At 67.9% G+C, this 14,114-nt stretch carries 13 protein-coding genes; 11 read left to right on the forward strand and 2 right to left on the reverse strand.

Annotation, left to right across the window (positions count from 1 at the left end; genetic code table 11):
• Window positions 1-953, forward strand: a 953-nt coding sequence (locus ON30_RS02790; protein WP_040703951.1) for a substrate-binding domain-containing protein, incomplete at its 5' end; no start/stop codon positions are given.
• 237 nt (window positions 954-1,190) lie between these two features.
• Here the strand turns inward: ON30_RS02790 and ON30_RS02795 are convergent.
• Both ON30_RS02795 and ON30_RS02800 read right to left on the reverse strand, forming a co-directional pair.
• Entirely contained in the window at window positions 1,191-2,303 is a 1,113-nt protein-coding gene (locus ON30_RS02795; RefSeq protein ID WP_040703953.1) for an acyl-CoA dehydrogenase family protein, read from the reverse strand.
• Between the two features lie 23 nt (window positions 2,304-2,326).
• Entirely contained in the window at window positions 2,327-3,520 is a 1,194-nt protein-coding gene (locus ON30_RS02800) for an acyl-CoA dehydrogenase family protein (RefSeq protein WP_040703955.1), read from the reverse strand.
• Between the two features lie 154 nt (window positions 3,521-3,674).
• Here ON30_RS02800 and ON30_RS02805 point away from each other — a divergent pair, with 154 nt between their 5' ends.
• The 10 genes from ON30_RS02805 (at window position 3,675) to ON30_RS02850 (ending at window position 14,076) form a co-directional block, all read left to right on the forward strand.
• On the forward strand, window positions 3,675-3,863 hold the full coding sequence (locus tag ON30_RS02805; protein ID WP_040703957.1) for a ferredoxin: 189 nt from the start codon (window positions 3,675-3,677) through the stop codon (window positions 3,861-3,863).
• Between the two features lie 119 nt (window positions 3,864-3,982).
• Window positions 3,983-4,888: a 3-oxoacyl-ACP reductase gene (locus ON30_RS02810; protein WP_040703959.1), complete on the forward strand. Its 906-nt coding sequence runs from the start codon at window positions 3,983-3,985 to the stop codon at window positions 4,886-4,888.
• A gap of 295 nt (window positions 4,889-5,183) precedes the next feature.
• Complete coding sequence (locus ON30_RS02815; RefSeq protein ID WP_040703961.1) at window positions 5,184-5,948, forward strand: MlaE family ABC transporter permease; 765 nt, start codon at window positions 5,184-5,186, stop codon at window positions 5,946-5,948.
• 4 nt (window positions 5,949-5,952) lie between these two features.
• Entirely contained in the window at window positions 5,953-6,804 is an 852-nt protein-coding gene (locus tag ON30_RS02820; protein WP_040703963.1) for an MlaE family ABC transporter permease, read from the forward strand.
• Between the two features lie 6 nt (window positions 6,805-6,810).
• Window positions 6,811-8,031, forward strand: a complete 1,221-nt coding sequence (locus ON30_RS02825; protein ID WP_083911099.1) for an MCE family protein — start codon at window positions 6,811-6,813, stop codon at window positions 8,029-8,031.
• Window positions 8,028-9,056 carry an MCE family protein gene (locus ON30_RS02830; RefSeq protein ID WP_040703965.1) on the forward strand — a complete coding sequence of 343 codons (1,029 nt, stop codon included), beginning with the start codon at window positions 8,028-8,030 and terminating at the stop codon, window positions 9,054-9,056. The genes ON30_RS02825 and ON30_RS02830 overlap by 4 nt, the downstream gene beginning before the upstream one ends.
• Window positions 9,049-10,116, forward strand: a complete 1,068-nt coding sequence (locus tag ON30_RS02835) for an MCE family protein (RefSeq protein WP_040703966.1) — start codon at window positions 9,049-9,051, stop codon at window positions 10,114-10,116. The genes ON30_RS02830 and ON30_RS02835 overlap by 8 nt, the downstream gene beginning before the upstream one ends.
• Window positions 10,113-11,357, forward strand: coding sequence for an MCE family protein (locus ON30_RS02840; RefSeq protein ID WP_040703968.1), 1,245 nt, complete (start codon window positions 10,113-10,115; stop codon window positions 11,355-11,357). The genes ON30_RS02835 and ON30_RS02840 overlap by 4 nt, the downstream gene beginning before the upstream one ends.
• Complete coding sequence (locus ON30_RS02845) at window positions 11,354-12,616, forward strand: MCE family protein (protein WP_051028872.1); 1,263 nt, start codon at window positions 11,354-11,356, stop codon at window positions 12,614-12,616. Before ON30_RS02840 ends, ON30_RS02845 begins: the two co-directional genes overlap by 4 nt.
• The gene (locus ON30_RS02850) at window positions 12,613-14,076 is read left to right on the forward strand and encodes an MCE family protein (RefSeq protein ID WP_040703970.1); all 1,464 of its coding nucleotides are present in this window, start codon (window positions 12,613-12,615) and stop codon (window positions 14,074-14,076) included. The genes ON30_RS02845 and ON30_RS02850 overlap by 4 nt, the downstream gene beginning before the upstream one ends.
• The last annotated feature ends 38 nt before the right edge of the window (window positions 14,077-14,114 follow it).

Consider the following 14,114-nt stretch of genomic DNA (forward strand, 5'->3'; position numbering starts at 1 on the left):
TCAACGCCAGGGGCGGCATCCTGGATCGGCCGGTGCGGTTGTATCCGGTCGACGCGGGCGCGCCGTTGCCCGCGTTGTCCGCGCGGGTCGAGGCGCTGGTGCGGTCGGGGCGGGTGGACGGGGTCGTCGGCTGGCATCTGTCCGACGCGCGCAAGGTCATCACGCCGCACACCGCGGGTCGGGTGCCGTACGTGTACACCACGTGTTACGAGGGCGGCGAGGACACGGCGGGCGTCTACATGGTGGGGGAGACTCCTAGTCAGCAGTTGTTCCCCGCCTTACGTTGGCTGCGCACGGAATTCGGCGTCCGCCGGTGGTGCGTGGTGGGCAACGACTACGTGTGGCCCCGGGAGACCGCGCGCGCCACAAGGGATTTCATGGCTGGCTCGGATCTGGAGATCATCGGTGAGGCGTTCGTGCCGTTGGGCGGGCGGGATTTCGCGCCGGTGCTGGGACTGATCGCGGACTCGCCCGCGCAAGGGGTGTTGCAACTGCTGGTCGGGGCCGACGCCGCCGCGTTCAACAGCGCGTTCGCCGAGGCGGGCCTGGACGACGACCGCATCCGCCTCGCGATGATGATCGGCGAGGACGTGCTCTACGCGGGCGGACCCGACAGCACCCGCGGACTGTTCACGGCCAGCGGCTATTTCGAGAGCGTGGTGACGCCGGAGGGGATGGATTTCGGCAGCCGCTACACCGCGCGCTACGGCGCGTTCGCGCCCGCGCTGAACAATATCGGCGAATCCTGTTACGAGGGCATGCTGTTGTTCGCGGCGCTGGTGCAGACCGCGGGAAGTCTGGAGCCGCGCGAGATCGAGCGGCGGGCCCGCCGGGTCGGGTACCGGGGGCCGCGCGGGACGGTGCGGGTGCGCGGGGTGCACACGACCCAGCCGGTCTATCTGGCCAACACCGACGCCTTCGAGTTCAGCGTGCTCGCCGAGTTGCGGCCGTGACGGGTTCGGTCGCGTAATCCGAAGTTCACCCGGCGGTTTCGCCCGCGATACATCACCGGACTTTGATCGTCTTCGGACGAAATAGACCCGATCGAAAATATCCGTCGGCGGCCCGTCCACCGTCGACCCCCGGTGAGCCCGAGTCGTGCCGGCGTCCGGGATCCCGAGGGGCCGGACCGTCGCGTCCGGCCGGAAGGAATCGACCCGCCCGTCCCGGTCGGGTCGATTCCGACCGGATCAGGCGGGTGCGGCGAACAGCGCGCCCAATGCCCGCAGGTGATCGCCCGCCCCGCCGAGCGCGAACTCGTTGTGCTTGGCCGCGGTGAAGTAGTTGTGCACGATGTGGTCGCGGTCGATGCCGACGCCGCCGTGCACGTGGACCACGGTGTGCGCCACGCGATGTCCGGCCTCGGCCGCCCAGAACTTGGCGGTGTGCACCGCCGCCGCGACCTCCTCGGCGGGCAGGTCCTCGGACAGCCGCCAGGCCGCCTGGGTCACCGCCAGCCGCAGGCCCTGCACGTCGATGTAGGCGTCGGCCAGGCGCTGGGCCACGGCCTGGAACGCGCCGATGGCCTTGCCGAACTGCTCGCGTTCGCGGGCGTAGTCGGCGACCAGATCCAGCGACTTCTCCAAGGTGCCCAACTGCTGGGCGGACAGACCCAGCCAGGCGCGCACGAGCAGCCAGTCCAGCAGGCGCGCGCCCCCGTCCAGGTCGCCCACCAATTCCGCGGGCGCGTCGGTGAATTCGATCTCGTACTCGTCACCGAGGTCAACGACCTGCTGTTCGGTGATCCGCACGCCCGCGGCCGAGGGGTCGACCAGGAAGACCGCGGCCCGGCCGGAGACGGTGGCGGGCACCAGGATGCGGGCGGCCCGCGTCGCGTAGGGGACGGTGGTCTTGGCGCCGGTGAGCCGCCACCCGTCGGACTCCTCGCGGGCGACGGTGGCGGGCGCGGTGGGCTCCCAGTTGCGTTCCTCGGTCAGCGCCGCGCTGAGCACGATCTCGCCCGTGCCCGCGCTGCGGGCCAGTTCGCGCTGCGCGTCGTCGCCGAAGGCGGCCAGCGCGCCCGCGCCGAGCACGATCGACCACAGGTAGGGGACCGCGGCGACCGAGCGGCCCAATTCGCGCAGGACCGAGGTCTGCTCGAGGATGCCGAAGCCGCCGCCGTCGACCCGCTCGGGCAGCGCGGCGGCCAGGACGCCGGTCTCGGCCAGGGCGCTCCACAGCGCCTCGTCGTAGCGGCCCGCTCGGTCCAGTTCGCGCAGTCGGTCGGCGGTGACGAGTTTGCCGGTGACCTCGGCGGTGAGGCGGCCCAGATCGTTCTGGGCCTCGGTGAGGGTGAAATCCATGGTGGTGAACCAGCTTCCGATTCTCAGCGGGCCGCGGCGGGCTGACGCAGCGCGGTCATGGCGATGATGTCGCGCTGCACTTCGTTGGTGCCGCCGCCGAAGGTCAGGATCAGCGCGGCGCGGTGCATGCGCTCGAGGCGGCCGCGCAGTTGCGCGCCGGGGGAGTCCTGGCGCAGGTACGCCTGCGGCCCGAGGACCTCCATGAGCAGCCGGTAGGCCTCGGTGGCCAGTTCGGTGCCGTAGACCTTGCAGGTGGAGGCGTCCCACGGGCGCGGAGCGGCTTCACCGCCCGCGTCGGCGCGGCTGGCGATCTCCCAGTTGAGCAGCTTGAGGTATTCCACCTTGGCGTGCACCTTGGCCAGGTTGAGCTGCACCCATTCGCGGTCGATGACCCGCGAGCCGTCGGCGGCCTTGGTGGTGCGGGCCCAGTCGACGGTCTGGGTGAGCGCCAGGCCCAGCGGTCCGGCGGAGGTGAGCGCGACGCGTTCGTGGTTGAGCTGGTTGGTGATCAGCCCCCAGCCGCCGTTCTCCTGTCCGACCAGTGCGCTGACCGGGACCCGCACGTCTTGGTAGTAGGTGGCGCTGGTGTCCGGGCCCGCCATGGTGTGCACGGGGGTGTAGGAGAAACCCTCGGTGTCGGTCGGCACGATGAGCATGCTGATGCCCTTGTGCTTCTTGGCCGCGGGGTCGGTGCGCACGGCCAGCCAGATGTAGTCGGCGTAGGCGATGAGGCTGGTCCACATCTTCTGGCCGTTGACGACGTAGTCGTCGCCGTCGCGGACCGCGCTGGTGCGCAGGCTCGCCAGGTCGGTGCCCGCGCCCGGTTCGGAGTAGCCGATGGCGAAGTGCAGTTCGCCCGCCGCGATCTTCGGCAGGAAGAACTTCTTCTGCTCGGGGCTGCCGAAGTGCATGATCGTGGGCGCGACGGAGTTGATGGTCAGGAACGGCACCGGCGCGCCGGCGATGGCGGCCTCGTCGGTGAAGATCAGCTGATCCATGGTGGGGCGGTCCTGACCGCCGAACTCCTCGGGCCAGGCCAGGGTGAGCCAGCCGTCGCTGCCCATGTCGCGCACGACCTCGCGGTAGACGTTGCCGTGGCCGTATTCACCGGTCTGGGCGCTGAGCGCGGCCCTGCGCTCCGGGGTGATCAGCCGCGCGAAATAGTCGCGCAGCTCCGCGCGGAGCTCCTCCTGCTGCGGTGTATACGCGATGCGCATGACAAAACCTCGAGCCTTCGTTGGAAGCGGTTGATCCGATGATTGCATATCGACTGAAACATGTTCCAGTATTGACCTCCAATCCGCCCGGTTGCGTTCCGCGTGACCGGGGGAACTTGTAGGCTCGCAGCACAGGCTTCGGTAAGGAGTTCCCATGAAGGTCACGGTCGATCTCGATCAGTGCGAAGCGAACGGAATCTGCGTCGGATTCGCCCCCGACGTGTTTGAACTCGATGACGACGACCAGTTGCACATTCTGGTCGCCGAGGTGCCGCAGAATCTGCTCGGCGAGGTGGAGGACGCGGTGGCGCAGTGCCCGAAGGCGGCGCTGAAACTGGAGTGAGCGTGCTTGCCGACAGATAGGAACACGTTCTAGAGTCGCTCCGTGACCCAGCTTACACAGCCCAGTATCAGCCGCTCGTGCGATGTGCGCGAGGCCATCGAGCACAGTGAGGTCGCGTCGTGAGCGAATCCGGGACGGACCTGTCCGGTCGGGTCGCCGTCGTCACGGGCGCGGGCGCCGGTCTCGGCAAGGCCGAGGCCCTCGCGCTGGCGGCCGCGGGCGCGTCGGTGGTCGTCAACGATCTGAGCGAGAACGACACGGTGACCGAGACCCTGGAGCAGATCCGGGCGCTCGGGGCCAAGGCCGAGTTCGTGGCGGGCAGCATCGCCGAGCGGGCCACCGCGGACGCGCTGGTCACCACCGCGACCGAGGCGTTCGGCAGCCTGGACATCGTGGTGAACAACGCGGGCATCACCCGCGACCGCATGCTGTTCAACATGTCCGACGAGGACTTCGACGCGGTGCTCGCGGTGCACCTGCGCGGTCACTTCCTCTTGACGCGCAACGCGGCCGCCTATTGGCGGGGCAAGTCCAAACAGGCGGGCGCTCCGGTCTACGGCAGGCTGATCAACACCTCTTCCGAGGCCGGGTTGCTCGGTCCGGAGGGGCAGGCCAATTACGGCGCGGCCAAGGCGGGCATCACCGCGTTGACGCTGTCGGCGTCGCGGGTGCTGGCGCGATTCGGCGTGCGCGCCAACGCCATCGCGCCGCGCGCGCGGACCGCGATGACCGAGGCGGTGTTCAGCGCGGCGCCCGACGGCGAGGTCGATCCGCTCTCGCCCGATCACGTGGCGCGGTTGGTCGCGTTCCTGGCCTCGCCCGCCGCCGACGCGGTGACCGGTCAGTTGTTCGTCGTCTACGGGCCGATGGTGGCGCTGATGGCCGCTCCGGTGGTCGAGCGGCGCTTCGACGCCGAGGGGGAGCGGTGGAGTGTGGACGGCTTGGCCGACACGCTCGGTGGTTACTTCGCGGATCGCCCGCAGGGGCGCACCTTCTCCGCGACCTCGCTGAACGATCTGGGCTGATGGGAGGCCGATGGCGGCTGCCATCGGTTACCTACTGATCGGTTGTCCAACTATTGATCGCGGGTCTGCCACTTGGTAGACATGAGAGTCCGATGTGTAACTCTCCTCACAGGCCACGAAGCGAGCGCAGGCGATACGTGTTCTAAATAAATGAGCCGGTTCCTGGAAAATCGCAGTTCAAAGTGGACAAAATCTCGCATCAGCGAGATGAACATGTTCTAATCATTGCGGCGACGATGCCCGTGGCGGGGCGTGTCGTGCGTTACACGAGCACGATGAGCAAGGAGGATCGCGAATGAACGAGGTCCTTGCCGTGCCGTTGCGGGCCGTCGGCGGGTTCTTCGAACTCACCGCCGACGTGGCCCGGGCGAGCATCCGCAGGCCCTTTCAAGCGCGTGAGTTCATCGATCAGTCCTGGTTCATCGCGCGCGTCTCGCTCGTGCCGACCCTGCTGGTCGCGATCCCGTTCACCGTGCTGGTGAGCTTCACGCTGAACATCCTGTTGCGCGAGATCGGCGCGGCCGACCTGAGCGGGGCGGGCGCCGCCTTCGGCGCGGTCACCCAGGTCGGCCCCATCGTCACCGTGCTGATCGTCGCGGGCGCGGGCGCCACGGCCATCTGCGCGGACCTCGGGGCGCGCACCATCCGCGAAGAGATCGACGCCATGAAGGTGCTCGGCATCGACCCGGTGCACCGCCTGGTTGTCCCCCGCGTGCTCGCCTCGATGTTCGTGGCGCTCATGCTAAACGGCCTGGTCTGCACCATCGGCATCCTCGGCGGCTTCCTGTTCTCGGTGCTGTTGCAGGACGTCAACCCCGGCGCGTTCGTCAACGGGATCACCCTGCTGACCCACCTGCCCGAACTGGTCATCTCCGAGATCAAGGCGGGCCTGTTCGGTCTGATCGCGGGCCTGGTCGCCTGCTACCTCGGATTGAACGTCCGCGGCGGACCCAAGAGCGTCGGCGACGCGGTCAACCAGACCGTCGTCTTCGCCTTCATGGCCCTGTTCGTGGTCAACGTGGTGGTCACCGCGGTCGGCATCAAGTTCACGGTGCGGTGACCCGATGGCCTTCGTGATCCAATCCCGCTTCCCGCGGACCGTGCGCCGCGCGCGCAAATTCTCGGCCTCGCTGGACAACCTCGGCAAACACGCCGTCTTCTACGCGCAGGCGTTGGCCTCCATCCCCCGCGCCCTGGTGCACTACCGCACCGAGACCATCCGGCTCATCGCCGAGATCAGCATGGGCACCGGGGCGTTGGCCGTCATCGGCGGCACCGTCGTCATCGTCGGCTTCCTGACCCTTTTCACCGGCGGCACCATCGCCGTGCAGGGCTACAGCTCACTGGGCAATATCGGCATCGAGGCGCTGACCGGCTTCTTCTCGGCCTTCATCAACGTCCGCATCGCCGCGCCCGTCATCTCCGGCATCGGCCTGGCCGCGACCATCGGGGCGGGATCGACCGCCCAACTCGGCGCGATGCGGGTGGCCGAGGAGATCGACGCGCTCGAATCCATGGCCATCCGCCCGGTGCCCTATCTGGTCGGCACCCGCGTGCTGGCCGGAATGATCGCCATCGTTCCGCTCTACGCGCTCGCGGTGATCGCCTCGTTCCTCGCGGCGCGTTTCGCGACCGTCGTCATCTACGGACAGTCATCGGGCGTTTATGACCATTATTTCTCCACGTTCCTCATTCCGAGCGATATTCTCTGGTCGTTCGCGCAGGCGATCTTCATGGCGCTCGCGGTGATGATGATCCACACGTATTACGGCTACAACGCTGCGGGCGGCCCGGTCGGCGTCGGTATCGCGGTCGGCAACGCGGTACGGGCCTCGCTGGTCGCGGTGGTCACGGTGACGCTGCTGATTTCGCTGGCCATCTACGGAACCTCCGGCAACTTCCATCTCTCCGGGTAGAGCGATATGGCGGATTCGAAGCAATCGGAAAGTCGCGTCGTGCGCGCGTTACGCGGTGGGCTCGGGCTGAAACTGGCGGGCCTCGGGATGATTCTCGTGCTGGTCGTGGTCGTGTCGATCTCCCTGGTCATGTTCTCCGGCGGATTCACCAGGACGGCGAAGATCCTGGTCCAGGCCCCCCGCAGCGGCCTGGTCCTGGACACCGACGCCAAGGTGAAGGTGCGCGGGGTGGAGATCGGCCGGGTCGTCTCGGTCGACCTCGACGACGAAGGTGCGCTGCTGCACCTCGAGGTATCGCCCGAGGAATTGCGGCGGGTGCCCGCCAATGTCGCCGTCGACATCAGGTCGACCACGGTATTCGGCGCGAAGTACGTCAATTTCGTCATTCCGGAACAGCCGTCGCCGACTTCGCTGCGGCCGGGTTCGACGGTGACCGCCGAACAGGTGACCGTGGAATTCAACACGCTGTTCCAGCACCTGTCCGACGTGCTCGCACTGCTCGAGCCGGAGAAATTGAACGCGACCCTGGGCGCGCTCGGTTCGGCGCTGGACGGACGCGGCGAGAAACTCGGCGAACTGCTCACCAGCAGTGACGAATACCTGCGCGAGATCAATCCGTACCTGCCGACGCTGCGCGCGGATCTCCAGAAGACCGCCGGCGTGACCGGCATCTACGCCGACTCCGCGGACGACTTGTTGCGCACGGTGGACAACACCACCGTCATCGGCCGCACCTTGGTCGACCAGCAGGACGATCTCGACAACGTGCTGGCCAGCCTGGTCGGGCTGAGCAACACCACCGGCGCGGTCCTGCGCGAGAACGAGACGAATCTGGCCGCCACCTTCGATCTGCTGCGGCCCACCTCGCAACTGCTCGATGCCTACCGGCCCGCGCTCAGCTGCCTGGTCAACGGTGTCGGCGGGCTGGTTCCGCTGGCCGAGGAGATCTTCGGCGGCGTGCTGCCCGGCATCGGCATGAACACCAACTTCATGTGGGGCGCCAAGCCCTACACCTATCCCGAGGACCTGCCGAAGGTGAACGCCACCGGCGGGCCGCGCTGCGACGGCGTGGTGGACCGGGCGCCCGGCAGCCACGCCGACTACCTGGTCACCGATACCAATCAAGGGGCCCCGTACATGCCCAGCACGGGCCCGATCGTGTTCAACGAACCGCCCAAGGTGTTCCAACTGCTGTTCGCCGGGCTACCGGGGATGGGAGCACCGTGAAGAACACCGCGACCACTGTCAAACTGACGATCTTCACCGTGGTGATGTCGCTGGTGTTCGCCGGCCTCGCGATCGTGTTCAGTCAGGTGCGTTTCGCCAGGGAGCACAGCTATCACGCCGTGTTCACCAGTTCCTCGGGCATCCTGCCCGGTGCGAAGGTCCGCATCGCGGGCGTGCCGGTGGGGTCGGTGAGCGATGTGCAGGTCGGCGACGACCACCTCGCACACGTCGAATTCGATGTCGATCGCAAATACACCCTGTTGACCAGCACCAAGGCCACCATCCGGTACGAGAACCTGGTCGGCGACCGGTATCTCGAACTGCTGGAAGGTCCCGGCTCGGCGCGGGTGCTGCACTCCGGCGGCACCATCGGCCTGGACCAGACCTCGCCCGCGCTGGACCTCGACCTGCTGCTCGGCGGCTTCAAACCGCTGCTGCGCGGGCTGGACCCGGCTCAGGTCAACGATCTGACCTCGGCGCTGTTGCAGATCTTCCAGGGTCAGGGCGGCACGCTGGTGCAGTTGCTCAACAGCTCCGGGTCCTTCGCGCGCACCCTGGCCGATCGCGATCAGCTCATCGGCAGCGTCATCGACAACCTGAACACCGTGCTGCGCACCATCGACGAACGCGGCGACCAGTTCGCCACCACCCTCGACGAATTGCAGCGCCTGGTCAGCGGTCTGGCCGCCGACCGCGACCCGATCGGCGACGCGCTGCCGCGCATCGCGGGCGCCACCGGTGATCTGACCCAGCTGTTGGCGACCGCGCGCCCGGACCTGCGCAACACCATCGAGCAGACCGGCAGGCTGGCCACCAACCTCGACGAGGGGTCCGACACCGTGCAGTGGGTGTTGGACAAGCTGCCCGAAACCTACAAACAGCTCATCCGGATCGGCGCGTACGGATCGTTCCTCCAGCTCTACGTCTGCGGGACCAACTTCCTCGTCGACGGTCCCGACGGGCAGACGCTGGAGGTAAAGATGCCGGGTCTGCAGGCGACGGGAAGGTGTGAACCCAATGGCTGAGCAGCAGTCCCGCGTCGTGACCATCGGTGTGGTCGGTCTGGTGGTGGCGGTGGCCGTCGCGCTCTCGGCGCTCCAGTTCGACCGGTTGCCCTTCATTCGCGGCGGTGCGAACTTCACCGCGTACTTCGCCGACGCGGGTGGTCTGCTGCCCGGTGACGCGGTGCAGGTCGCCGGCGTGCGCAGCGGGCGGGTCGAGGACGTCGAACTCGACGGGGCCAAGGTGCTGGTCAGCTTCTCCCTGAACGAGAAGATCGTGCTGGGGGAGAAGACCACCGCGGCGATCAAGACCAACACCGTGCTCGGCCGCAAATCCCTGGAACTGGTCCCGGACGGGTCGGGCGCGCTGCGGGTGGACGACACCATTCCGCTGGACCGCACCACCTCGCCGTACTCGCTGCAACAGGCCCTCGGCGATCTGACCACCACGGTCGACGGCCTGGACATGCAGAAAGTGGACGAAACCCTCGACGTGCTGTCGGCCAGTTTCGCCGACACCCCCGCGCCGCTGCGCACCGCCCTGGACGGCGTGACCGCCCTGTCGCGCAGTATCAACGCCCGCGACGAGGCCCTGTCCCAGTTGCTGACCCGGGCGCAGAACGTCACCAAGATCCTGGCCGACCGCAGCGACCGGATCAACGCGCTGCTGCTGGACGGCAACAACCTGCTCGGCGAACTCGACCGCCGCCGCGGCGCGATCGGACAGCTCATCGTCTACGTCAATCAGGTCGCCCAACAGTTGACCGGGTTGGTCGACGACAACGAGGCGCAGCTGAAACCGGCCCTGGAGCGGTTGAATTCGGTGCTCGCGCTGTTGCAGGCCAACAAGAGCAACCTCGACCAGGCCCTGGACAGCGTCGGCCCGTACGCGGCGGCGCTGGGCGAGCAGGTCGGCAACGGCCCGTGGTTCAACGCCTACGTCGTCAACGCCACCAGTACCGAACTGCGTCCGTTGGTCGACGCGCTGGTCTGGCCCGAACAGTTGCCCAACGACCTGCGCAACATCTTCACCCACCCGGCACCGCCGTCGATCGTGCCTGCCGAACAGGAACCGCCGCGATGAGCATCACGAGCACAGTCAGGAAAACCCCGCGCTGGGCGGTGATCGTCGCGGGGGTGCTGGTGGTCGCGCTGGTGGCCTTCGGGCTCTACACCGCGCTGAGCAAGCTCGGCACCAAGTCGGTGACGATCTTCTTCCCGTCCACCAACGGCCTCTACGTCGGCGACGACGTGCGGGTGCTCGGCGTGAAGGTGGGCCGGATCGATACCGTCGAACCCGGCCGCGACAACGTGCGCGTGGAGGTCACCATCGACCGCGGGGTCGACCTGCCCGCCGACGCGCGTGCCGTCATCATCTCCCCGTCGCTGGTCTCGGCGCGTTTCATCCAGATGGCGCCCGCCTACACCGGCGGCCCGAAACTCGAGGACGACTCCACGATTCCGATCGAGCGGACCGCGGTGCCGGTGGAGTGGGACGACATCAAAGCCGAACTGTCCAAACTGGCCACCGCGCTCGGCCCGGTCGGCGAGGACCAGCAGGGTTCGTTCGGCCGCTTCGTCAACACCGCCGCCGACAACCTCGACGGCAATGGCGACCGGTTGCGCGAAACCCTGCGCGAGTTGTCCGCGACCTTGAACACGCTCTCCGACGGGCGCACCGACCTGTTCGGCACGGTCCGCAACCTCCAGAAGTTCGTGGAGGTGCTGTCCTCCAGCAACGAACAGATCGTGCAGTTCGGCGGCCGACTGGCCTCGGTCTCGCAGGTTCTCGGCGACACCGCCGCCGACCTCGGCGCGGGCCTGGACAATCTCGACATCGCGCTGACCGACGTGAAGCGCTTCCTCGACGGCAGCGGCGGCGAACTCACCGAAGGCGTGGAACGGCTCAACGAGGTGACCAAGCAGTTGGTGGACAAGCGACCGGAGCTCGAGCGGGTGCTGCACTCCGGGCCGACCGCGCTGGTGAACTTCTACCAGATCTACAAACCTGCGCAGGGCACGCTGACCGGCGCGATCGCGTTGAACAACACCGCCGATCCGCTGAGCTTCCTGTGCGGTTCGATCCGCGCGCTGGAATACGACAACTCCGACCGCAGCGCCGACCTGTGCGCGCAGTACCTCGCCCCCGTCATCAGTTCGGTCGCGATGAACTACGCGCCCATCATGCTGAATCCGGCGACCGGCGTGCAGGCGTTCCCCGACCAGATCGTCTACAGCGATCCGAGTCTGCAAGGACAGACCTACAACCAGGTCAGCGTGCCGGACGGCGTCACCGGCTTGGCGATCCCCGGGGGGCAGCGATGACACGGCGACCAGTGACCCGCGGAACCGGGGTGTCGAGGCGATGTCGCTCCGGCGTGGCCGCCTTCGCGCTCGGGGTGAGCGTCGCGCTGGGCGTGAGCGGCTGCCAGTGGGACGGGTTGAACTCGCTGCCCCTGCCCGGCACCGAGAACGTCGACGGCGGTTACGAGATCGCCATCCAGATGCCGAATGTGACCACGCTGACCAGGAATTCGCCGGTCCGCGTCGATGACGTCACGGTCGGCACGGTCACCGCCATCGAAGTGCAGGACTGGCACGCGCTGGTCACCGTCGTGCTCAAGCCCGAGGTGCGCCTGCCCGCCAACACCGTCGCCAAGATCGCCCAGACCAGTCTGCTGGGCAGCAATCACATCGAACTGCTGCCGCCCACCGACGCGCCGCCGGTCGGCGAACTGCGCGGCGGCGACGTCATCCCGCTGGAACGGGCCGGTGCCTACCCCACCACCGAACAGGTGCTGTCCTCGCTGTCGGTGGTGCTCAACGGCGGCGGCCTGGCCCAACTCGAGACCATCACCCACGAACTCAACGCCGCGCTCACCGGCCGCGAGGACGACATCCGTGACCTCATCCCGCAGTTGGCCCAGCTCACCAGCGGTCTGGACGAGCAGCGCGGCGACATCATCGCCGCCATGGAAGGACTGGACCGGCTCGGCGGAAAGTTCGCCCAGGAGAGCGACGTCGTCGCGCGCGCCATCGAACAGATCCATCCCGCGCTGACCGTGCTCGCCGACCGCACCGCGAGCATCACCACCACGATCACCGCGCTCGGCGAACTCAGCGACGTCACCAGTCGCGTCGTCGCCGAGAGCGGCGAGAACCTCAAAGCCAACCTGCGCAGCCTCGGACCGGTGTTGCAGACCCTGGCCGACACCGGCACCAACCTCATCGAATCGCTGAAGATCCTGCCGACCTTCCCGTTCCCGATGAAGAACATCAGCAACGCCATCAAGGGCGACTACATGAACCTGTTCATCACCGTCGACATGACCGGTCGCCGACTCGACTCCAACTGGCTCACCGGAACCCCGCTCGGCGGACGCTTCGGCGGCGTCGAAGGCATCATCGGCAGTTTCGCCCCCGATTCGGCCACCCAGGTCGGCAACCCGGCGACCGGGCCGCTGCTGCCCGCCCCGGACGCCGCCGCCCAACCCACCCCCACCATCCCCGGCCTGCCGCCGATCCCGGGTCTGCCCGCGATCCCCGGCCTCACCGTGCCGCTGCCGGGAGGTGCGGGCCGATGACACTCACCAAATTCGTTCGCGCCCAGCTGACCATCTTCTCCATCCTCACGGTGGTCGGCCTGGTCATCATGGGCGGCGTCTACGTCAAACTGCCCGCCATGTTCGGCATCGGGCGCTACGAGGTCACCGTGCGGTTGGCCGCCACCGGCGGACTCTACGAGCACGCCAACGTCGCCTACCGCGGCACCAACGTCGGCGTCGTGGAAGGGGTCGTGCTGACCAAGGACGGCGTCGACGCGAAACTGTCCATCGACAGCGACCAGAAGATCCCCGCCGACGTCGACGCCTGGGTGCGCAGCGTCTCGGCGATCGGCGAACAGTACGTCGACCTGGTGCCCGCCGAGAACCCCACCGGCGGCAACCTGTCCGACGGGTCGGTGATCCCGGTGCAGCGCACGAAACTGCCCCAGGACGTCGGCGCGCTGCTCGACCAGACCGACCGCCTGCTCTCCAGCATCGCCGACACCCGCCTGCGTCAGGTCATCGACGAGGCGTTCCGCGCGTTCAACGGCGCGGGCCCCGATCTGCAACGGTTCATCGACTCGGCCGCGCTGCTGGTCCAGGAGGCGCAGGACAACGTCGAACCCACCAAGAAACTGCTCGACCAGATCGGCCCGCTGCTCGACACCCAGATCGAATCCGATGCCGATATCCGGTCCTGGACCGCCGATCTGGCCACGGTCACCGACCAGTTGCGCGCCCACGACCCCTCGCTGCGCGCCATCCTGCGCGAAGGCCCCTCGGCCATGCAGGCGGTCACCCGGCAGTTCGAGTCGCTGCAACCCACCCTGCCGCTGCTGCTGTCGAACCTGGTCAGCCTCGGCCAGGTCGGTGTCACCTATCACGCGGGCATCGAACAGTTGCTGGTGGTGTTTCCGCCGCTGATCGCCGCGCTGCGCACCATCATCCGCGGTCCCGTGCAGTACGGCGCGATGGTCGACTTCATGGTCGTGGTCAACGATCCGCCCGCCTGCACCACCGGCTTCCTGCCCGCCAACGAACGCCGCTCGCCCAGCGAGCTGAATCCGGTGGACACCCCGCCCGGGCTCTACTGCAAGGTGCCGCAGGATTCGCCGATCGCGGTGCGCGGCATCAGGAACACGCCGTGCGCGGAATTCCCCGGCGTGCGCGCGCCCACGCCGGAACTGTGCCGCACCGGATTCGTCCCCGAGGGCAACGATCCGCCCTTCGGGCCCGTGCAACCCGTCGCCCCGGCGAGTGCGGGGAACGCGCCCGACGGTTCGGGCAACGCGCCGGCGAGTTTCAGCGACACGCCCGAGGCGGCGACCACCACCCCCGCGGCCTACACCACGCCCGCGGTCGCCAGGTCCTACGACCCGGCCACCGGTGTGTACATCGGTCCGGACGGCCGCACCTACCGTCAGGGAGATGTCGGCCCCGGCGGTTCCGGCACGGTACCGTCGAGCTGGCAAGCGATGCTCGAGGAGCAGCAACGATGAGTGATGTCAACGGCGATAATCACCGCGCGCGACGCCGT

This window comes from Nocardia takedensis NBRC 100417, assembly GCF_000308695.1.
Taxonomy (GTDB): domain Bacteria; phylum Actinomycetota; class Actinomycetes; order Mycobacteriales; family Mycobacteriaceae; genus Nocardia; species Nocardia takedensis.

What these genes read in the sequence shown, in the direction of transcription:
- ON30_RS02815 (WP_040703961.1), top strand. Translation starts at nt 5,184, where the DNA reads ATGAACGAGGTCCTTGCCGTGCCGTTGCGGGCCGTCGGCGGGTTCTTC.
- ON30_RS02805 (WP_040703957.1), top strand. Translation starts at nt 3,675, where the DNA reads ATGAAGGTCACGGTCGATCTCGATCAGTGCGAAGCGAACGGAATCTGC.
- ON30_RS02850 (WP_040703970.1), top strand. Translation starts at nt 12,613, where the DNA reads ATGACACTCACCAAATTCGTTCGCGCCCAGCTGACCATCTTCTCCATC.
- ON30_RS02840 (WP_040703968.1), top strand. Translation starts at nt 10,113, where the DNA reads ATGAGCATCACGAGCACAGTCAGGAAAACCCCGCGCTGGGCGGTGATC.
- ON30_RS02835 (WP_040703966.1), top strand. Translation starts at nt 9,049, where the DNA reads ATGGCTGAGCAGCAGTCCCGCGTCGTGACCATCGGTGTGGTCGGTCTG.
- ON30_RS02800 (WP_040703955.1), bottom strand. Translation starts at nt 3,520, where the DNA reads ATGCGCATCGCGTATACACCGCAGCAGGAGGAGCTCCGCGCGGAGCTG.
- ON30_RS02825 (WP_083911099.1), top strand. Translation starts at nt 6,811, where the DNA reads ATGGCGGATTCGAAGCAATCGGAAAGTCGCGTCGTGCGCGCGTTACGC.
- ON30_RS02820 (WP_040703963.1), top strand. Translation starts at nt 5,953, where the DNA reads ATGGCCTTCGTGATCCAATCCCGCTTCCCGCGGACCGTGCGCCGCGCG.
- ON30_RS02845 (WP_051028872.1), top strand. Translation starts at nt 11,354, where the DNA reads ATGACACGGCGACCAGTGACCCGCGGAACCGGGGTGTCGAGGCGATGT.
- ON30_RS02795 (WP_040703953.1), bottom strand. Translation starts at nt 2,303, where the DNA reads ATGGATTTCACCCTCACCGAGGCCCAGAACGATCTGGGCCGCCTCACC.